General features: G+C 69.9%; 24 protein-coding genes and 2 pseudogenes. 11 read left to right on the plus strand and 15 right to left on the minus strand.

Annotation, left to right across the window (positions count from 1 at the left end):
- Nucleotides 1–7 precede the first annotated feature (7 nt).
- Nucleotides 8–172 (plus strand): hypothetical protein, encoded by a 165-nt coding sequence (locus ACIBK6_RS31060; RefSeq protein ID WP_399054773.1) that lies wholly within the window; start codon nt 8–10, stop codon nt 170–172.
- Between the two features lie 101 nt (nt 173–273).
- Here ACIBK6_RS31060 and ACIBK6_RS31065 read toward each other — a convergent pair whose 3' ends face one another.
- Both ACIBK6_RS31065 and ACIBK6_RS31070 read right to left on the minus strand, forming a co-directional pair.
- The gene (locus tag ACIBK6_RS31065) at nt 274–552 is read right to left on the minus strand and encodes a hypothetical protein (protein ID WP_399054774.1); all 279 of its coding nucleotides are present in this window, start codon (nt 550–552) and stop codon (nt 274–276) included.
- Nucleotides 552–1,238: a DUF1524 domain-containing protein gene (locus ACIBK6_RS31070; protein WP_399054775.1), complete on the minus strand. Its 687-nt coding sequence runs from the start codon at nt 1,236–1,238 to the stop codon at nt 552–554. The genes ACIBK6_RS31065 and ACIBK6_RS31070 overlap by 1 nt, the downstream gene beginning before the upstream one ends.
- A 349-nt stretch (nt 1,239–1,587) precedes the next feature.
- Here ACIBK6_RS31070 and ACIBK6_RS31075 point away from each other — a divergent pair, with 349 nt between their 5' ends.
- Nucleotides 1,588–1,848, plus strand: coding sequence for a DUF6087 family protein (locus ACIBK6_RS31075; RefSeq protein ID WP_399054777.1), 261 nt, complete (start codon nt 1,588–1,590; stop codon nt 1,846–1,848).
- Nucleotides 1,849–1,983: 135 nt separating this feature from the next.
- Here ACIBK6_RS31075 and ACIBK6_RS31080 read toward each other — a convergent pair whose 3' ends face one another.
- Nucleotides 1,984–2,280 carry a hypothetical protein gene (locus ACIBK6_RS31080; RefSeq protein ID WP_399054779.1) on the minus strand — a complete coding sequence of 99 codons (297 nt, stop codon included), beginning with the start codon at nt 2,278–2,280 and terminating at the stop codon, nt 1,984–1,986.
- Between the two features lie 247 nt (nt 2,281–2,527).
- On the opposite strand from ACIBK6_RS31080, the gene ACIBK6_RS31085 reads away from it, so the two are divergent.
- Nucleotides 2,528–3,028 (plus strand): hypothetical protein, encoded by a 501-nt coding sequence (locus ACIBK6_RS31085; protein WP_399054781.1) that lies wholly within the window; start codon nt 2,528–2,530, stop codon nt 3,026–3,028.
- A 237-nt stretch (nt 3,029–3,265) separates the two neighbouring features.
- On the opposite strand, the pseudogene ACIBK6_RS31090 reads toward ACIBK6_RS31085, so the two are convergent.
- The 3 genes and pseudogenes from ACIBK6_RS31090 to ACIBK6_RS31100 form a co-directional block, all read right to left on the minus strand.
- Nucleotides 3,266–3,471 (minus strand): annotated as a pseudogene (locus ACIBK6_RS31090) (transposase); the annotation flags it as partial.
- A 15-nt stretch (nt 3,472–3,486) separates the two neighbouring features.
- Entirely contained in the window at nt 3,487–3,708 is a 222-nt protein-coding gene (locus tag ACIBK6_RS31095; protein ID WP_399054784.1) for a hypothetical protein, read from the minus strand.
- A gap of 49 nt (nt 3,709–3,757) precedes the next feature.
- Entirely contained in the window at nt 3,758–4,102 is a 345-nt protein-coding gene (locus tag ACIBK6_RS31100; RefSeq protein ID WP_399054786.1) for a hypothetical protein, read from the minus strand.
- A gap of 304 nt (nt 4,103–4,406) precedes the next feature.
- On the opposite strand from ACIBK6_RS31100, the gene ACIBK6_RS31105 reads away from it, so the two are divergent.
- Entirely contained in the window at nt 4,407–5,708 is a 1,302-nt protein-coding gene (locus ACIBK6_RS31105; protein ID WP_399054788.1) for an MFS transporter, read from the plus strand.
- Between the two features lie 291 nt (nt 5,709–5,999).
- The gene (locus ACIBK6_RS31110) at nt 6,000–6,332 is read left to right on the plus strand and encodes a hypothetical protein (protein WP_399054790.1); all 333 of its coding nucleotides are present in this window, start codon (nt 6,000–6,002) and stop codon (nt 6,330–6,332) included.
- A 45-nt stretch (nt 6,333–6,377) separates the two neighbouring features.
- Here ACIBK6_RS31110 and ACIBK6_RS31115 read toward each other — a convergent pair.
- The 3 genes and pseudogenes from ACIBK6_RS31115 to ACIBK6_RS31125 all read right to left on the minus strand — a co-directional run.
- Nucleotides 6,378–6,884, minus strand: a pseudogene (locus tag ACIBK6_RS31115) (TauD/TfdA dioxygenase family protein); the annotation flags it as partial.
- A gap of 57 nt (nt 6,885–6,941) precedes the next feature.
- Nucleotides 6,942–7,160 carry a hypothetical protein gene (locus tag ACIBK6_RS31120; protein WP_399054792.1) on the minus strand — a complete coding sequence of 73 codons (219 nt, stop codon included), beginning with the start codon at nt 7,158–7,160 and terminating at the stop codon, nt 6,942–6,944.
- Entirely contained in the window at nt 7,157–7,588 is a 432-nt protein-coding gene (locus ACIBK6_RS31125) for a hypothetical protein (RefSeq protein WP_399054794.1), read from the minus strand. Before ACIBK6_RS31125 ends, ACIBK6_RS31120 begins: the two co-directional genes overlap by 4 nt.
- A 172-nt stretch (nt 7,589–7,760) precedes the next feature.
- Here ACIBK6_RS31125 and ACIBK6_RS31130 point away from each other — a divergent pair, with 172 nt between their 5' ends.
- A complete protein-coding gene (locus ACIBK6_RS31130; RefSeq protein ID WP_399054796.1) occupies nt 7,761–8,762 on the plus strand; it encodes a transcriptional regulator in 1,002 nt (333 codons plus the stop codon).
- 337 nt (nt 8,763–9,099) lie between these two features.
- On the opposite strand, the gene ACIBK6_RS31135 is transcribed toward ACIBK6_RS31130, so the two are convergent.
- On the minus strand, nt 9,100–9,396 hold the full coding sequence (locus ACIBK6_RS31135) for a hypothetical protein (protein ID WP_399054798.1): 297 nt from the start codon (nt 9,394–9,396) through the stop codon (nt 9,100–9,102).
- Between the two features lie 77 nt (nt 9,397–9,473).
- Nucleotides 9,474–11,180, minus strand: a complete 1,707-nt coding sequence (locus tag ACIBK6_RS31140) for a hypothetical protein (protein ID WP_399054800.1) — start codon at nt 11,178–11,180, stop codon at nt 9,474–9,476.
- A gap of 355 nt (nt 11,181–11,535) precedes the next feature.
- Between ACIBK6_RS31140 and ACIBK6_RS31145 the strand changes: the two genes are divergently transcribed.
- Nucleotides 11,536–12,291 carry a hypothetical protein gene (locus tag ACIBK6_RS31145; protein ID WP_399054802.1) on the plus strand — a complete coding sequence of 252 codons (756 nt, stop codon included), beginning with the start codon at nt 11,536–11,538 and terminating at the stop codon, nt 12,289–12,291.
- Nucleotides 12,292–12,497: 206 nt separating this feature from the next.
- Nucleotides 12,498–12,833 carry a hypothetical protein gene (locus ACIBK6_RS31150; RefSeq protein ID WP_399054804.1) on the plus strand — a complete coding sequence of 112 codons (336 nt, stop codon included), beginning with the start codon at nt 12,498–12,500 and terminating at the stop codon, nt 12,831–12,833.
- Here the strand turns inward: ACIBK6_RS31150 and ACIBK6_RS31155 are convergent.
- Both ACIBK6_RS31155 and ACIBK6_RS31160 read right to left on the minus strand, forming a co-directional pair.
- Nucleotides 12,830–13,456 carry a hypothetical protein gene (locus ACIBK6_RS31155; protein WP_399054806.1) on the minus strand — a complete coding sequence of 209 codons (627 nt, stop codon included), beginning with the start codon at nt 13,454–13,456 and terminating at the stop codon, nt 12,830–12,832. The two genes, ACIBK6_RS31150 and ACIBK6_RS31155, sit on opposite strands and share 4 nt — an antisense overlap.
- Nucleotides 13,457–13,611: 155 nt before the next feature.
- On the minus strand, nt 13,612–14,262 hold the full coding sequence (locus ACIBK6_RS31160; RefSeq protein ID WP_399054808.1) for an AAA family ATPase: 651 nt from the start codon (nt 14,260–14,262) through the stop codon (nt 13,612–13,614).
- A gap of 261 nt (nt 14,263–14,523) precedes the next feature.
- Between ACIBK6_RS31160 and ACIBK6_RS31165 the strand changes: the two genes are divergently transcribed.
- Both ACIBK6_RS31165 and ACIBK6_RS31170 read left to right on the plus strand, forming a co-directional pair.
- Entirely contained in the window at nt 14,524–16,026 is a 1,503-nt protein-coding gene (locus ACIBK6_RS31165; RefSeq protein WP_399054810.1) for a hypothetical protein, read from the plus strand.
- A 452-nt stretch (nt 16,027–16,478) separates the two neighbouring features.
- Complete coding sequence (locus ACIBK6_RS31170; protein WP_399054812.1) at nt 16,479–16,808, plus strand: HIT domain-containing protein; 330 nt, start codon at nt 16,479–16,481, stop codon at nt 16,806–16,808.
- A gap of 133 nt (nt 16,809–16,941) precedes the next feature.
- Here the strand turns inward: ACIBK6_RS31170 and ACIBK6_RS31175 are convergent, their stop codons facing one another.
- Entirely contained in the window at nt 16,942–17,319 is a 378-nt protein-coding gene (locus tag ACIBK6_RS31175; RefSeq protein ID WP_399054814.1) for a DUF6009 family protein, read from the minus strand.
- 124 nt (nt 17,320–17,443) lie between these two features.
- Nucleotides 17,444–17,572: a hypothetical protein gene (locus tag ACIBK6_RS31180; protein ID WP_399054816.1), complete on the minus strand. Its 129-nt coding sequence runs from the start codon at nt 17,570–17,572 to the stop codon at nt 17,444–17,446.
- A 333-nt stretch (nt 17,573–17,905) separates the two neighbouring features.
- Between ACIBK6_RS31180 and ACIBK6_RS31185 the strand changes: the two genes are divergently transcribed.
- Nucleotides 17,906–18,565, plus strand: coding sequence for a hypothetical protein (locus tag ACIBK6_RS31185; protein ID WP_399054818.1), 660 nt, complete (start codon nt 17,906–17,908; stop codon nt 18,563–18,565).
- Nucleotides 18,566–18,589 lie beyond the last annotated feature (24 nt).

The raw sequence follows: 18,589 nt of genomic DNA on the forward strand, positions 1-18,589 counted from the left end.
CGGCACCATGGTCGGTGTCTCGGACCGACGCGAGGTGCCCGAGGAGCACAGCGCCGTCATCAACACCGCGATGAACGAGAAGATGCGCGCCGCGCTGCACAAAGTGTGGGGCGAGCCGGGCCTGGCTCTAGCAGTGGGCGCTGGCCCCGTGGGCGCGGGCCGCCGGCTGTGAAGAAGACGGCCGTCGCAGCCGTGATTAACGTAGAGCCCCAGGGATGGCGACGGCGCCTGCCGGGTGACCGGTGCCCGTGGTCATCGGGTACCGGTCCGTGGTCATGCAGGGGCGATGGCTTCTGCGCCGACTTCGACGGCGTCCAGGACGCGGTGGTGGTAGTCCTCCAGTTCACCGTCGGGGACGGCAGCAGGGCTGCCGGTCAGTGTGTACCACTCGTCCGCGCCGGTGTACTGGACAGCGATGGCGACGCGATGGTCGGCCTGGCGGGTGGTGCGGACAGTCAGATCGCCGGTGATGACGCCGACGTCGTCGGTCATCGCGCCGCCCGGGCCGGCGGTGACCTGGTCGTCGCACACCGCCGGTTCCGGGGTGTGCATCAGCTGTCCGGGCAGGTGTCGAGCATCTCCCCGAGCGCGGCCTTCTCCGGTCCGGTGACGTTGAGTTCGTAGACGTGCTTCACGTCGATCCAGGCGCGGGAGTAGGTGCACCAGTACGACTTCAGCGGGGGCTTCCACAGGTCGGGGGTCTGGTCGCCCTTGGACCGGTTGGAGGCGGCGGAGACTGCGATGAGCTGGGAGTGCACCAGGTCGTTGGCGAACGCCTTGCGCTTGTCGGTGTCCCACTGGTCCGCGCCGGCCCGCCAGCCGGCGGCGAGCGGCACCATGTGGTCGATGTCGACCTGTGCGGAGGCGGTGAGTGTCTTGCCGTCGTACTCGCTCAACCAAGTCCCTGACACCGCACGGCATTGATCGTCCTGGACGACGTCCTTGCCGTCGCGCTGCAGGACGACCTCGCGCGTATCGCACTGCCCGTACTGCCTGGCCCAGTGCGGGAACTTGGCCCGGCTGTAGCCGGTCATCGCGTGGGGAGCCTCGACGTTCAGGTCCTCGAGTTCGGTGCGGGCGACATCGGCTGGAGGCGGCTCCGGCAGCCGCCGCAGCGCCGGGGCGGGCTGGGCTGTGATGGTGGGGGCAGTGGCGGATGCCGGAGCGGCAGGGGCAAGGACGGCGGAGAAACCGACAAGGGCGATGGCGGCGCGCAGCCACCCGCGAGAAGTGATCACGGGTCAAGAGATAGCGCCCGTGTCCGCGTGCAAGCTCACGAACAGCTCCGCATCACCCATATGAGGGCCGGGGCCTGGTTGTCAGAGGCGGGACGTACGGTGCGGGCATGGACCACACTCTCGGGTGAGGGGAGCTCACGTCAGACGTCAGTCGGCGGCTCTGACCGCGCCGAAGCCCAACAAGCGGCGCTTGCTGGGGAGTTGTGGCGGCTGCGGGTTCCGGTGCGGCACACTCGGGGCATGGCGCGTGAGGACGCCCCCGGAAACGGCGAGGTCGCCGAGGAGGAGCGCGACCAGATGGCGCCCTTCGACACGATGGACCCCGGCGACGGCCAGGAGGACGACGGCGATGACTGAGCGGCGGGCAGAGATCGATCGCCGGTGGGGGAAGCGGCTGCTGGCCCGTACGTACAGGACGGGCCGGATGCGGGCGGTCACGCAGCGCCCCGGGCCGCCGCGTGCCGCGCACCTGGATCCCGAGCTGCCCCGCGTGGTCGTGCGGTGGAGCGGTACCGCGTGGGAACTCGTGACGGTGGTGCCGAACCTCGCTGCCGCGCAGGAGTTCATGCGCCCGAAGGACACGAAGAAGGTCGAGCTCGAACCGTGGTGACCCTGGGTCATGACGGCACCGACCGGGAAGGCCACCGCTTGCGGCATGCAGCTCCCCGCACGAGTGGGGGTGAGCTCCGTCAGGGTGGTCCTGTCGTGCGGCTCGGACGTCTGCACAGCAGCCCCCCGTCTGGGGTCAGCCCTCGCGCTCGGCTCCCGGTGCTGCCGGTGCCCAGGCATCGGGATGACTGGACAGGGCGCGGACCCGGTCCCACGCCGCTCGCAGTGCGGTCGCCTGCTCAGGGGTGTACCCGGGGGAGTCGGGGAAAACGACATCCCCGCCGGGGCGGCGGCTGGTGTAGCCGGGCATCGGCTCGGCACTCCACGGCAGGGTCCGGCCCAGGGCCTGGAGGTCGGCGACGGCCTGCTGGAACGGGGTGAGCGGTCTCGGCTCGGAGAGGGCGCCGGAGGCGTCAGCGAGGGAAGGGCTCATTCCCGAAGCGTAAGCCTGTTCGATTATCTGATGCGAGTTGACGCGCACACCACGCCCCTCAGCGCATCCCCGGTGGCTGCTCGCGACGTGCGGATGCCGCCGACCCGGTCCAGCCATAACCGAAACTAGATGACCGGAAGGTGAGAACTCATCTCTGAACCCCGGCCAGCAGCTCCGCGCCTCCGTTCGGGCCAGATCTCACAATCGCCACTCGCTGGGCCGGTCCGCGTGACTACCCTCGATCGTCATGACGATGCGCGGTGCACAGGTCAAGGTGGGCGCAGTTCAGGCGGCGTGGGACCAAGCGAGCATGCTGCGATCGGGGGACGCCCCAGAGGAGCCCGTCCTGAGTGAGCGCATCGCGGCAGCCACGGCCCTCTACGGCACTGGTGAACTCCTGCGCGGGACGGTGCTCCTGATCGATGGCGCGCTGAACCAGATTGGCGCTGGCCGTCCCGGAGGCGAGCAGTTCACCGAGCGGTTCACCCAGGTGCTGCTGGACAAGGTCAGCCAGTGGGACGAGGTCGTGGAGCCGACCGACTTCCCCATGGTGCGCCACGTTGTGAAGGCCGCCTTCGAGGGACGCGACCCGGTGGCCTGGCGGGACCAGGCCGGGCCGGTGCCCGACAGTGAACCTCGCACGATGACGTGCGCACTCGCGCTCATCGCCGATTTCGTGGACCGGGTCGACGGGCCGGGAGAGTGTGAGCGCGTACTGCTGGCCGGCCTCGGCAGCGCCCTCGGCTGATCCAGCAACCGCAGACAGGCCCCAGCGTCTCTACGCGGCCCGTACAGAGCTTTCCGGGCCATGCGGTGCATGCGCCGGACCACGTTCGTCGTGCCCGCCCACCCCCCTTTGCTCCGCAGCGGGTAGCGGCGCTCATCCCCGCCGAGGACCTGTGGAACCAGCATTCTCCCGGCCTGCGAAAGATCGTCTCGGTGCCGACTTGTCCATTGGGGTGAGCGGGGTGTTGCGCGGTGTACCCCAGACGATGGCGATTTCGGGGTGTATGAGCCGGAGCCGGAAGAGGGCTTCGCGGGCGGCGACGCTGTCGTGCATGTCGGCCGGGGTGACCAACACGAACAGCGGGAACTCTTTGAGGTCCACGATTATGTGTCTCTTCCGGCCCGGCGTCTTTTTCCGGCGTCGTATCCCGACGTGGCGCGCGGGACGGTGGCGGCGACCTTGACGATCCTCGCCCCCCGCTACCCCTGGCCCCGCTGACCGGCCGTGGCGCCGGTGCGCAGCAGCTTGGAGGGACCGAGAGTCACGGTGAGGGCGTCGCCCATCAGCCGGCCCGTGGCCATGCCCGCGCCGTACAGCCAGTACGCGGCGGCCGCAGTCGTGGCGCTGGCCCCGAGAGAGCGGACGTGGACTGCGGACCAGTCCATGGCGGTGCCCTCGGTGACGAGGCCAGCGGCGATCATGGCGCCGAGTAGCCAGATGTTCCCGCGAATGGTGGGTGTTTCGGGAGCGTCAGCCGAGGTCTGTGGGTCGGGCAGTTTGAGTGTGGTCGGCGCGGCGAGGAGTGTTGCGACGGCCACGGTTGCACCCACTGACCACCTTCTCCAGCGCGATGTTGATCAGGTCCGCAGGCCGGTTCTTCGACGCCGCCTCCTGTCGCCGACCACTACTGCCCGGGGGTGTGATGCTGGCCGGCGTACGAAGGGATCTCCCGGGCAGCGCCTCTTCGAAGGCGACCATGACGGCGTCGTCGACAGGAAGGAGCCGCTCGGTGCCGCCGGGATCGAAGTAGCGCATGTAGATCCAGTCACGGGCAGCCCGGACGGGGCGCAAGGTGCGGGGCGTCGGCGGAGGCATGCCAGTCCTTTCTGAGCACGGTAGGGCGTCGCCCAGGCGGTCAAGCGGTGATGGCGAGGATGGGCAAGCGGGCACGAGAGCGGCGTGGTCCTCGCGCGCGAGGACGCGCTGCCGCTTCTTCCGCGCCGGAGCGGAAGCTGAACGGACAAGTATCGCTGCGGACCGGATGCCGTCTCTTACCGGGATGTTCAGCAGTGAGTGACGCCGATACCCGATGCGGAGGGCGACTGTCGATCACCGGGGCACGTGGACTCGCCAACTCCCGCGCATAGACGGGCTGCCAGGGGCATGGCACGCCCGTATCGTGGACGGCGCCGTCCAGGCCGAGGAAGAGATGTGTGCCGAGGATCCGGCCGATTCCGCCGTCGTCCTGACGTTCCATGTTCACTATCAGCAGGGGGATGAGGCGTTGAGTGACACCGTGGAGGATGCCCCGCTCGCCGGGCCTGCGCAGCTGTCGGCGGAAGTGCGTAGGTCGCGGTGGCTACTGACGGGCTATTTCGTAATACAAGGGGTGGCCATGGCGACTTGGGCGACCCGGCTGCCCGCGGTGCAGGAGGCCGCCGGCCTCACGCCTGGCGCCCTGTCCCTCGCGCTCCTCGCGGCATCCACAGCGATGATCTCCATGCTGCTGGTGAGCGGACGGCTAGCCGAACGTCCCCACGGCACGGGCAGGTTACTCCTGGGAGCGGCGCTCGCGTTGGGGACGGCACTGGTGCTGGTGGGCCAGGTGCGGTCTTTCGGTCCGATGGTCGCGGTGGCGGCACTGTTCGGTACAGGACAGGGCATGTTGCTGGTGCCGTTGAACACGGCCGGGGCCGCCCTGAGCCGAGAGTGCGAACGTCAGTGCGGGCGGCCGATCATGGCCTCGCTGCATGCCGCGTATTCCGTGAGTGCGGTCTGTACCGCAGGCGCTGCCACGGTCACCGCTCAGCTCTCCCACACGATGGTGTTCAGCGTGGTGGGCTGCGTCGTGGTCATGGCGGCGCTCCTGACCGCGTCTGTGACCCTCTCCCTCGCGGAGCCGGACGCGGCGGCTGCGGCTGACGGTCCGCTCGTACGGCACCGGAGCGTGTGGCTCCTCGGCGTCATGGTCGCCTTCGGGCTCATCGCGGAAGGCACCGCCCTGGACTGGGCAGCGGTCCACGTACGGTCTCTTGGTGCCTCGGTCACGACCGCGGCCTGCGCGTACTTCCTTTACGGCAGCGGCATGGCCACGGGGCGCTTGTTGAGCGACCGTCTCACCCAGCGCCATGGCCCCGTGGTGCTGCTGCGGACCGGAGCCTTGATGGCTGCCGCCGGTCTCGGAGCCGGCCTCTCTGTCACCGGCACCGGTGTCGCGCCCGCAGCCGCGCTGATCGGGTGGGCGCTCCTTGGGCTCGGGCTCTCCCCGGTCGTCCCCTTGCTCTACTCCGCCGCTGGCTCGTGTGGCCCACGCGCGGTCGCTGCGGTCAGCACCATCGGAAACGTCGGCCTGTTGGCGGGCCCGGCGGCCATCGGCGGCATCGCCACCGTCGCCAGTCTGCCGCTCGCTCTGACGGTGCCGGTGGCCCTGGCCGCGACCCTCGCTCTCGGCGCCAAAGTAGTCGCACCAGCCCGCACTTGACGGAATCACAAGGGCAAGGCGATCGCCGTCTACAGTCCCGTCGCGGCCACCCTGGAGGCAAGGAAGGCCGTGGTCGATCTGTCCAGCCCCGCCTTCGGCACGGTCCTCCTTGGCCGCCAGCGGGAGCGCCGCCCGCGCATTCCCCGTCGTCCGAGCTTCCGCTTCGCCGCACCGCACAGGTGATTCGTCTGCATGACGGCGGCATGCCGCCTTCATCCCTGCTGTGCTGGGCATAGCCCTCATAAGAGGCACAGTGGAAATCATCCGGTTTCGGGAAAACAGGGGTCCTCTATGCACATGTGGAAACGGCTCGCCAGGATGACCGTCGTCGCAGGCTCGGCGTTCGTGCTGGTGACAGGGGTGTCGACCAGCGCCCAGGCGGCGTCGGGCACCTTCTTCTACAACCGGGCCGACACGGGCTTCCGGGTCCCGATCGCCGATCCGCCGGACGACACGTGTGTCCCGCTGGACGGTGGGGCGGGTATCGCCGACAACGGCACCGACACCCAGGCCGTGCTCTTCCGCGACACGGAGTGCATGGTCCCGCAGGACGCGCTGGCGCCCGGCGGGAGCGGCGCCTACGGCGGAGCCACGGTTCCGCATGCGGTGATCTTCACCGGATAGCGAGCGCGGCGGCGGAACCTTGGGGCGCTCTCGGCGCCCCAGGTTCCGCTTCCCCGCGTACGCCGCCGGATCAGTACGGGCGGTCGCCCGCGATCGCGACCCGTAGTCGTCGACGGCGTAGTGCTGCGTGGCGCGGTTGTCCCAGAAGGCGACGTCACACGCCTGCCAGTGGAACCGCACCTGGTACTCCGGCACACGGGCCTGGCGCACGAGGAAGCTCAGCAGCCGGTCGCTCTCCGCCTGCTCCATACCCACGATGTGGGTGGTGAACGAGGTGTTGACGAAGAGCATCCGCCGACCCGTCTCCGGGTGGGTGCGCACCACGGGGTGGGTGACGGGCGGGAACCGGTCCTGGTGCGGAGCGAGCTTGTCGGGACCGTAGAAGCGGGCGAAGCCGGGGATGAAGTCGTGCACGGCCCGCGCGCCCTCGATGCGCTCCTTCACGGTGTCGAGCAGGTTGTCGTACGCGGCCGCCATGTCCGCCCACATCGTGTCCCCGCCGTACGGAGGCACCTCGCGCAACTGCAACACGGCGCCCAGGGCGGGGTGTTCGCTTCAGCCAGCAAGGCACCCGAGAGCGCGCATAGCAGGAGCCCAGAACTGAACAGCTCACCGCGCCACTGAACTATCGCGTGCGCGACTGAACTCTTTCGGGCCGTTCAACATCAGGCCGGCCGCCTCCTTCACGGCTGGCAGGCGCGTCGCCCATGTCGCCATCACGACGCCCTGACCAGCGAAGTGCCCCGTCAGCAGCCACCGCGCCCGCCGCACGTCGGCTGACGGCTGAAGCGCAGCGCCGAGCGAGGTCTCGTCAGCGGTGTCGCTCACCCCGCGCCTCGGGCTGCGGGCAGCGTTTTTTCCAGGCGCTCGTACGGTTCGATCGGCTGCCCCGTCCGGCGGCGGTCGCTGCACTCCCGTGCTGGGCGACCGCACATACAGACCTGCGGGACTGGAGTCGCGGCGTGCGCCAGGACCATGGTGTGCCAGTTGAGGGTCTCCTGGTCGTACACCGCTCCCACCCGGCCCTCGACGGACTTCAGATACGCCAGGGCGCGGGCAAGGGCGTACTCGATCCGCTCACGGTGCGTCCCGACGGTGAGGTTCCGGTCCTCGGCCATGGACTCGGTGATGCCGTCCTGGGCCAGCAGGCGAGTGATGTACTGCCCGCCCTCGACGTCGGCCGGGGCGAGCGTACGAAGCTCCTGACCGATGTCGCGGGCCAGATGCTCCCGGTCGCCCTCGCTGTAGTCGATCATGGGCCCGTCCCCTCCCTGATGTGGAACGCCAGCCAAACTACGGTGCTCGCCAGGCCCGTGACAGCCGATTGGGGCAACCAGGCCCCGTCGCCTACGAGTTCATCGTGCGGTTGGGGAGTTGCCCTGGAGTGCCGCGGGTACCGTGGAAGCACTGGAGGATCCAGGAGGGCCAGTGGACCGACGCGGCTTCGTCATCGCATCTCTGGGCACACTCGCCGGCACCGGCGCGCACTGGATCACAGCCGCTCCCGACGCCGTCGCCGCCACCCGGGGCCGGCGCATCGGAGCGAGCACAGCCACCCTCTTCGAGTCCCGCCTGGACACCCTGCGCCGCCTGGACGACAAGGTCGGATCGACCACGGCCTACGACGCCGCCCGCGCCGAGCTGAAGCTGATCCGGCACACCCTCAAGACGAAGTCGTACGGCAGCAGCACAGCGGCCCGGCTGTACGCGGCCGAGGCCGAGGCATCCCGGCTGGCCGGCTGGTGCGCGTACGACAGCGGCCGCCTGGCCGACGCCGAGGGCCGCTTCGTCGTCGCCCTGCGCGCCGCCGCCACCGGCGGGAACAGCACCCTCGGTGCCAGCACGCTCGCTTTCTGGGCCAACCTCCGCTACAGCGAGGACGACCCCTACGGCGCCCTCGGGCTGATCGAGTGTGCCCTCGACGACCGTCACAAGATCACCTCCGGCCGGGTCCTGGCCATGCTCCACGCGCGACGGGCCCGCGCGCACTCCAAGGCCGGTGAGCCGACCGCCGCCTACCGGGCCCTCGACGCTGCCTTCGCCGCCAATGACCGCTCCGGGGAACATGATCTGGCGTCGATGTACTGGATGAACCACGGCGAAGTCCACGAGGTCGCGGCCAGCTGTGCCCTCTCGCTCGGCGAGCCACAGCGGGCGCTGCGGCACTTTGCGGACGCATTGCGGCACGAGGACCCCTACGACACGAACACCGAGGCCCGCGGCGCCGGGATCTACCTCGCCCGCCAGGCCGGGGCGCACCTTCAACTGGGCGACGTGGACGCTGCTGTGGACATCGCCTGGCAGGCCATCGAACAGCTTGGCGGCGCCGGCTCTGCTCGCGGCAGCAGCACCCTCGGCGCCCTGCGGGAGCAGCTCGCTGCCTACCGCGGCGCACACCCAGTCGCAGACTTCCTCGACCTCACGGCCTGAGCTCGACCCTTACGTGCGCATGGGCCCAGATGGGCCGCCGGGAGGAGCTCCGGCTCGGGTGTGTGCGTGACGATGTTGGGCTTGCTTACCCGCCCGATGGGCCAGGCTCCCCGGAAGGTCGCCTCCTGTTCGAAGGATGCGTGCTCCTTGAGGCCGTCCTGGTGGTGGGCGCGGCCCTCCTGCTGATCATCGGGGCATGGCTCGGCTTCATCTGGTTCCTGTACCGCTTGTCCGGCTGCGACCACAACGGGCTCGGCGAGCACGGCGAGCCACCGCGTTCGCCGAGCCGGGCCCGGCGGCGCCGTGGCACCGCTCACGTACCGGATCCGTCGGCTAATCAGCGATCCACACCCGGCGGGGTGATGCGGCCGACCAGGTCGTGCCACTGCTCGATGGTCACGACGAGCATCTGGTCGTGCTGCGAAGACATCCTTAGGAAGACCTCTTCGCCGCCGGGCATCAGGGCGAACTCGACGTGGTCCTCCTCCCTCGTCCCTACGGGGTAGAACCAGTCGAGGCCGCCGGCATCCTTCACGGTGGCGACGGTGCGCACTTCCATAGCCGCCGCCAGCGCCTCCAGGGCGGCCTTGGGGATCCGCAGCTCTGCCTTCTCGGGCTCGGGTATCTCCGTCACGATGAGCACTTCCTCTCCGGGGTCCGGTTCCGCCGCGTTAGGGCACCGACCGGCACCGTGTCCCGCCTTGCCTCGTCTCAGTGCGCCATGGGAGTACCGGTCAGGAGCCAGAGCGTCGTTTCCGAGAGCACGTTCGGCTCCGGCGGCCACGGCGCGGGGAGTTTGCGCCTGGTCAGCGCTCCGGCGTCCTGCAGTTCGGCCCCGGGTGCGCAGATGCCGGCGAGCAGCCCGGTGAACAGGCCAACGGCGTAGGCGTGTTCGGCGTAGAGGGCTTCATCGGTGGGATGGGGTTCCGTGCCGTTCTGGACCGCGGCGCGGTCGTAGTACGCCTCCGTGGCCTTCACGGCGTCGAGGAGGTTGTCCCCGGTGAGGAACACGGTGAGCTTGGTGATGTCCTCGAGCATGCGGGTCGGCTCGCCGTAGTTGGAGATGAGGACGAGTTCGGCGTCCGCGGTGCCGCGGTCGCCGATTTCGTCTAGGTAGGTCAGCAGCAGGTGGACGGTGCCGTTGTCGTCGATGATCAGGCCAAGCCCGGGAGCGGGCATCGTCTCGGTCAGTTCTGCGGGGACACGGTCGCTGGCGGTTGCCTGTAGCGGGAGCGTGGTCAGGACGCTGTGGCGTCCTGCGCTGCGCCAGGCCCCCAGCGCAGCGATGCGGGGACCGTCCCACATGGCCTGGTCGACCGGCGCGTCGTACATCGTGATGAGCCACCTGGATACGCGGACGGTCGGCATCCAGCACCACGGTTGCCACTGCGAGCCCTCTTGCGCGCGCAGTTCTTCCAGGCTCTCGAAGACGCCGGGGTAGCGCTGGGCGGCCTGCATTTCCAGGCGGTGCCAGTGGTCGGCTGCTTCCCGGTAGATGTGGGCGAGGCGCCGGTGGCCGGCTTCGAGCTGGTGGTCGAGCGTTGCGTCGAAGACGCCGTGATCGGCTTTCTTCGGGGTGGCGGCGAGTTCCGGCGCAGGCTCGAAGATGTCGCCGTCGCTCACCTCACGCAGCTTCTGCGCGGCGCGCTCGGTGATGTCCTGGCGGGCGGAACTGGTTCCGCTGGTGGTGGCGACCTGGACACCGCGCTTCTTCGCCTTCTGCTCTCTCAGCGCTTGCGTGACGGTGGCGTTCGGCCGTTCCTCGCGGTGCGTGGTGCTGTCCGCGGTGAGGGCGTACCAGGCGGCCACCACGGTGCGCAGCGGGACAGCAGAGTAGATCAGCCCGGAGGGCAGCTGCTTCAGGTGCAGGCGGGTATCGAACAGCGGCAGGTAGGACAGGTGGAGGTCGAAGTCCGGAACCACCGGGATCAGCCGGCCGCGGGCAGCGGCGTCCTCTTCCTGCTCCTCCTCTCCCATGGCCGCCCACCACGTCAGATGCACTCCCGGTGAGAAGCCGTCCATGGGCGGCCCCCAGGTGACCGCGACCACCGGGTCCCCTGGGGGGATATGCGTCAGCGGCTCGTCCTCGGAGAAGACGAGCATGCCCGACGGTGAGGGCAGGACATCCGGGGTGAACGGGAGAGGGATCGACTGGTCGTGGCCGACCTCGCGTGCCGCTCGCACGAGGTCGGCGGCCATCGCGAACGTGGTGCCGTCGGCGACCCGCTTTCCCTCTGCGGCGAGCAGCCCCTCGATCTGACGAGAGCGGGGCAGGGCTGACCATGCGGCCGGCATGACGAACGCATGCCCCTGGTCGAGGAGCATGTCCCAGAACTCGCGGCTCACCGGGGCACGCAGGAAGGTGAGGGTCCTGGAGCGCAGGCTGGCGGCCAGGTCAGCAAGGGGATGCGCAGGCATGCCGCAACACTAGAGCGCGTCGTCGCGCCTGCGGTAGGTCACTGGGTCTTGGTCGGTCCGGCTGGCTCGCACTGCCCGGAATTCCGCGGGCACCGGGAACCGCCGCACCGCCCTGGGCCGGCCGTCCGGTGCTCAAGGCGAGTTCTACGTGGTCGACTCGGCAGCGGAGCCGGCTGATCCGGAAGCACTCTGCCTCCAATTCGCCACGCGAGCCGGTAGGTTCGGGGAGGCTGAATTCCAGGTCCGCGCACTCACCGACTAGCAGGAGCCACCCCATGCCCCCTTGCTCACCGGCCCCCGATCCGTGGGACGACGCCGCCCGGCTCGGCGGGACGGACGTATGGAGGCTCGCAGCATGACGGAGAAGCGTCCAGTGGCCTGGGCACCGGCGGTTCAGCGCGCCGACGAGATCGCGGAGTTCGGACATCATCCGGCGGACTCGTGGGATGGGCGGGCGATTCGCGGCGTCCTCGCGGTGACCCTGGCGGGCCTGGCCGAGCGGCAGGAGAGTTCCGCTGAGGACGTGGAGATCGGCAGCGTGCTGTGGCACCTCGACCGGGGGCCCGCCATGGTGTACGAACTCGGGGCCGAGTTGGGGCTGTCGGCTGAGGATGCCGATCCCGAGAGCGCGGCCGTTGAGTGGGCGTGGCTGGTCCGCCGGTGGCTTACCGCGCCCGCGCTCGCCAACAGTGACGGCATGCCGCGCGGCATCGGACGCGGGTCACCCCTGCCCGCGGTTGACGTTGCTACGGGATGGGCCTGCGCAGCTGCGCAGGCGGCGCTCGCCGCCGAGCGGCCAGCAGGACTGGCGCCCCGAACCCGAGTACGGGTAATCGCCGGCGAGGAGAAGGGGCGGAGTGGGGAAGTTGTTGCTCCGGCCTGGCTGATGGACGATGAGCACCGCACCGTGCTGCCCGGGCCGCCGCCCGGCTACGAGGTGGCGCTCACCATGCCGGGGCAGGAGAGCGAGCCTCGGCGGCTAGTGATGTCGACCATCGAGGGAGAGATCCAGATCGAGGCCCCCGGCCCGCATGGCGAGCACGTGATCGTAGAGTCAGACCACCTCGATCCAGAGGACCAGGAACCCGCCGCAGAGCCCTGTTCGCCGTAGATGTCGGCGAGTTGGCACGACGGTCCCGGTCGTCGTGGGCGGGCGTTGCCCTCGGCCCGTATGGGTGTCCGCCTCAGGATGGGACCAGCCGATCACGAGACCGACCACAGGGCCGCGTGATCTGATGAACTGAGTTGTCCCCATCGGGGCGCCTGCTCCCCCGCCTTCGTCATCTCGCTCGCAGCAGCGAGAGAATTAGGAGTCTCATGCCCGCAACCGCCGTGGTCCCCGCCCGGGACGAGCTCGCACGCCGCATCGCCCAGGCTGATCCTGAACGCGTCGTCCCAGGACTGTATCCGGGCATCCTCAAGATGGCCGGGCGCACGCTGACCGGCGCGGGCGTTGTCGTCATGCTGTCCAACGCCATCGCCGAGCACACGCGAGGACCGGACGGCGACAACACCTCACCCCCCATGTACGAGTTGCTTCTGATGAAGCTGCTGCCCGATTTCGTCCACGCGATCGTGGATGACGAACAGGTCCGCGCCGACGCTCTCGCGATGCTGGAGAAGTCCGCCGGTCCTGGTCGGGGCCATTCTTAGTCCTCGTCGCCCCAGACCTCGGCGAGTCGGTCAAGTCCACGACGGTGCTGCTCGCCGAGAAGAACATCCCCGATCGTGGTGGCGTGCTCCCAGTACGGGCCGTCGGCCCGGGCGCCGGGGTGGCGGGGGCCGGTGTGACGCGCAGGGGTGCGTCTGGCGGCGGTGTCCACGACGGTCAGGGCGGCCGATCGGGCCCGGTCCCACAGCAGTCGGTCGTCAGGGTGCGATGAGATGGCGTTGCGCATCAGCAACGCCCGCGAGGGACCCCCTTGTTCTTCGAGGTCAGGGCTGAACTCCAGCGCGCTGTAGGCCGACCGTCGCAGCGTGCCGGTCACACCCTCCTCCTGCGGAGCAGCAAGCGGCACGAACACCGCATCGGTGAATGACAGGTCCAGTCCCAGGATCCGCTCGTGCAGGGCCGCCCCGATCAGGAAGGACACCAAGTGCCGGTCCATCCCGACGTACAGCGAGCTCTCCTCCTCGGAAAACTTGAAGAGCCGGTCGCGGCGGTCCTGCTCCAAGGCTTCCATGTGAAGGCCGATCAGGAGGTCCGCCCAGACCAGGCAGCACTCCCACACGGTCTGGGGCGAGGTCGCAGCCATCGGCGGCTCAGGGGGTGTCATCAGCCATCACTCCCGCATCAAGGACGTGGACACCGGCGTCGTCCACAGGCTGGACCAAGCCTATGAAGCCACCCGCGAGGGCGGGGAAGGAACAGCACGATCCAGCGGGTGGTGATGTGCACCCGGGCAGGCCGTCTGCAACGGCTACGCGGGCTTCAGCCGCCTGCCTTCGGCTCGGGCGCTGCCCCTTCGCGTATAGCCGCCCGGACGAAGTCGGCGATGTCCTCAAGTCCCGGCTGGTATCCGTCCGAGGTATCCACCGTCAGGGTGGGGACGTCCAGGGAGATCGGCACCCAGGAATCGAGGGAGTGCTCCCCCGCGGTGATGGCGTCGAGCAGGTCTTGGTCACCGTGGGCGGCTCGGTGCGTGTTGTCCTTGGCGCGCTGGACGATGCGGTCGTGGGCGACGGCGGCCTGGGTGGTGCAGCGGATGACGCGCAGGTGTGCGAGGCCGGTGAGAGGTTCGAGGTTCGGCCGCCACAGCCGGTCCTGGAAGGCGGCTTCAGCGATGAGCGTGACGCGCGCTTCCAGGAGCGCCTTCAGCACGCCGAAGAAGGCGTCGAGGGTCGGGTAGTTGAGGGGGTCGTCGGCGCCGCTCTGGTAGCCCGGGTGGGACATGGCCATGCCCTGCTTGATCTCGTCGCGGATGATCGCGGGGCATCCGAGGGCGCGGGCGAGCTGGTGCGCGAGCGTGGTCTTCCCCGTTCCGGGACTGCCGCTCACGACGACCAGGGTCGGCACCCCCGGGGACTTGCATGCGATGTCCGTCTTGCCGGGCGTCTGCCCCGTGGGGCAGACGCTACGCATGCGGTGAGCGGAGTCGGGCTCTGTGTGCGGCCGGACGGCGTCCATGCCGGGAGCCTAGCGAGTTCGCCAGCACCACGCCGACCGCACCTGCCGTCCGGGATACGCGCCAGTAGGGTGCTGTTGAGGAGCAGATCATCGGGGGTGGAGAGAGTGAACTTGCGGGACTGGGGGCTGGCTTGGTGGTGTCCGCGGTGCGCGGCTCAGCCGGGCAGGGCATGTGTGTCGGCCCAGGACCGGGCACGCAGCACACACTGGGCGCGCGTGTTCAGCGGGTGGATCTTCCGCAAGGCGGTGGATCGTGCGAGGCTCCTGCCGCAGAGTCAGCGCCTGGAGCTGGCCGCCCGTCTCCTTGTGCCCCGGACGGATCCACCTGAGCCGCTCACCGCCGTGACCCCACTGTCGTGGCAGGAGACCGCCGACGGCATCGAGAAGGCGGCCCGGCTGCTGGACGACGCCGCGCTGAGCCTACGGCCGGTCGCGGGCCTGTACCTGGACGTTTCCGACCTCACGGCCAGCGTCGAACAGACCGCGCACGAGGTACGGGAGGCCTCGACGCTCCTGACCGAGGTCTACGGCGACGGCGAGCACCTGGTCGACCAGGCGCTGGTGCCACGCTTCATGCCAGACCCGGACCAGCTGCGGCTGGCCCGGCAGGCGGGCGAACGGGCCGCGCTGGTCGCCGCGTTGGCCCGTCGCTCGGTTCCCGGTGACGGCGAGGGAGTGTGGTCGGCGACCTGGCGGGCCGACGGCACGGTCGAAGCGCGCTGGCCCGGTTGGCTGGTGCGGGGCTGGGCGGCGCTGCCCGAGGCGGTGCCGCACCTCCTGCTCCCGTTCCAGGAGTACGGCCGCCCGCCGGCACGGGTCGAGCTCGAAGCTGAGGCACCGGAGCCGGGCTGGCCAGCCGGGGGCGTCCCCGAACTCGAGCGGGCCGAGCGCCGTGCCGCGTTCTATGACCAACCGGGCCGCCTCGCCGACGTCATCGACCAGATCACACGACTGCAGGGGGCATGGCCAAAGGACGAGATCGCTGAGCGCGTCCGGCAGGCCGCGGCCGAGCTGCACCAGCGGGCACCGATGTGCCCGCACATGCGATTTCGTGTCGACGATCCGGCATGGGCGATGGCCGACAGCGCGGGGTGGGTACGCTGCGAGGCGATCGTGGAAATGGGCGACCCGGTATGGGGTCAGTTCCAGCGCGCCGGCACCGACCGGGGGCCCGTCTGGGCGCCGACCGCCGCACAGGAGCTCCTCGCCCAGGCCCCGGACACGCTCGCAGAGTTCCTGCTCCACCATTTGGGGCAGAAACCCAGCGTGCGACTGCGGGCGATTCCCGGCCCGGCGGGCCCCATCTACACCCTGGGCGGCGACGGGATCCACCGCACCCACCTGTTCCGGATCCTCGGACTGCCCTGGATCTTTGCCCGGGTCAGCGCAGATCCCCTGCCCCGCGAGGTGGACGCCATCACGATGGTCGCCCGGACGGACCCAGCCGACCTGAAACCCACCGCCGCGCGGTGGCAACGGCTCCTGGAGCGCGGTCTGGTGACCGGCCGGCTCGGCGAGCGCTATAGCAATGCCGTACTCACACTGGATGCGGCCCCGGCCCCCTGGCTCCTGGCAGCCCCGCGCGTCGCAGCTGCCTACCACCGTGCCTATGAACGGATCTATCCAGGATCCCTCGCGCCTCTGGGCATCCCCAGCCAGGCGGTGGAGAACGAAGAAGCCTGGCGTCGCTGGCTCGACGAACCGTCGCCGGGCCCGTAAGCCCACCAACTGTCGGCGTACGCCGTGTCCTCGCTTATGACCCGCCGCACCGGTGCCCGTGCCGCCCACTCCCGCGAGTGGCGAGTCACCCGACTCGATCGCTGCCGTTCGCCGTCGCGGCCCTGCCGTTGGCGTCATCCTGAAGCGCCGACCTGAATCGGGGAGCAGGACCCGCCCACCATGGGAAGCCCCAGCGGCGAGGACTCCAACGCCGAAGTATGGCTGCGCCGGTGCCCCTCGGAACGGTGCACCCCAGTCCGCCCGCGCCGCCGATAGCCGATGTGGTCGGGGACAGGAGAGGACGGCGGGGCGCCGCGCTGCACGGGGTGCCACCGAACAGCGCGGGTACTATCGCCCCTGGAGAGCTCGACGAGTCAACAGCGCGAACTCATCCGCCCGTTGGCGTACCGCGCGTAGTCTGCAGGGAGTCGGCCGGCGGAGGCGGTGCGGGTATGGGACGCGACTTCTACTGCGAGCAGGTGTTCAGCGGGCGGACGGCGGTGCGAGTGGTGGAGGACGGCCCTCGTGTTCTCGCCTTCGAACACACCAAGCCCGCGTATCCCGTTCATGTGGTCGTGGTGCCCAAACAGCACGTTCTCTCGCTTCTGGACCTCGGCGACGGGGGCGAGGAGTTGCTCAGCTCCGTGATGGCGGTGGTGCGTTCAGTGGCGGCGGCGGTGACCGACGAACACGGTGCATGTCGGGTGATCACAAATACGGGGGCCTATCAGGACTCCCCGCATCTTCATTTCCACGTGGTGTCCGGGCAGCGTCTCGCCTGATCGCCCGGCGCGGCACACCGGGTGGGGCCACGCCGGGCAGTCGGGCCCTGTGGCGGGGCATCTGTCGGGCATGTGTCCCTCAGCCTGGCCTGCCGGGCCTTCCAGACCCGGCCGCGCCGTGCTGATGGCAGCGTCAGGGGTGCGTAGGGGCTGGAGACTTCCCGCGGCGGGCGCGGTCGGTCAGGCTTCCGGGGACGCCGGCTCTCACGGTGCGGGGGTCCACCGCTTCCAGCGGGGTCGCACTCTGGTAGAGGGCCGAAGGGCTCTCGGAACGGTCGTGGGGCAGCAGCCAGAAGATCCGCCGGTCGAACCGTCCCGAAGACCGGGTGGAGGTGGTGCCGGGGCGCAGATTCGCGTAGCCGATGAGGCGGCCGGCCCGTGTGTAGGCCGGGCGGCCGGTGGCACGTTTGGTGATCTCCAGGCTTTCGCGTACGTAGTCGAGGTCCTCGGTGGGGACGAGCCAGACGATCTCGGTCTCGTCGGTGAGCCGGTCGGGGGTTGCCCGGTGCATACGCGTCCTTTCAGCCAGCGGGGCGCGGTCCCCGCGCGGAATCTCCATGGTCCCGCACACGGCCAGCATGGTGCCGACGGCCCGGTCCGCGCCGGGTGCCGCACCTACTGGGGCGCTGGCCCCATCAGGGCATCGAGCGCTGCATCCTCTCGCCGGGCCGGCGGGCATCCCCCAGGTCGCTCAGGACGGGGGTGAACGCCGCGTGCGCCTGGGCCGCGGTGATGCGTCCCGTGTCGATGAGATCCAGCAGCATCAGGACGGCGGGCAGTTCGACGGCGGCGCCGTTGCCAGGCAGGTCCAGGCGGCTGGGTGGGGGTGGATCGCTCCGATCGTCCAGACCATGTGCTCAAGGGTGACGCTCCCGGCGGCCAGGCGCTGTGGCTGTGCGGCACGGGGACGTCCTCTCCGGAATTCCTTCCGGCACGGTCGAGATCAACGTGTCGACTGTCCGTCGAGTATCACGACTCATGGCCGCGCCCCCTGGTAGCGACGCCGAGGTGACCACCGGCCGTTGCGTGCCGGGACTCAGAAGGACTGAGTACGGCGACTCATGCTTAAAGCACCGCGGTCTCGTAGCGTCCACATCATGATCAGGATGGGAATGTCGAGGGTCCCGCGCCGCTCGCGTGCCGCGTTGGGGGCCATCGTGCTCGGCTGCACGCTGCTCGCCGGCGCGGGGACCGCCGCGGCTCTGGTGGTGCCCGCGGCCCTGCACAAGATTGCGGACGGGACGCCGTATCCGACGGCCGACCCGGATGCCGCCGCGGAGCGCCTGCAGGAATACTCCCGCCAGGCATACACCACGCTCGGTCTGCCCGAGCCCACCACAGTTGCCCTCAACAGCCTGGACTCCGGGCCCTGTTACTCCCACGGGTTCATGCAGATCGACAAGACTGCGCCGGGCGTGGTCAGCGTGCGCCACTCCTGGGGTGTCACAGGCGTCCCGCAGGCCACTGCCGACGCGGCCCTGGACCGGCTCGAGGCCCGGCTTGCCGCCCAGGGGTGGACACGGACCTATGACCATGACCGCAGCGGTCCGGGATGGAGCGAGCTCGGCTTCCGCTACGAGGATCCGCACGGCGGCGACAAGCTCGACGCGCACTGGAACAGCACCGGCGGCGGCCTCTACGTCGACGCCTACGCCCCGTGTGCCACGATCCCGGCCAGCAACCCGGCCCGCGGCGACGCGCGTTTGACGTGGACGCCGCACGCCCCCTTCCCCGCTGCCGGCCAACCCCGTTCCTGAAGACCGGTCCCGGGCCCGTGCACG

It is taken from the genome of Streptomyces sp. NPDC050485 (genome assembly GCF_044458185.1).
Lineage (GTDB): Bacteria > Actinomycetota > Actinomycetes > Streptomycetales > Streptomycetaceae > Streptomyces.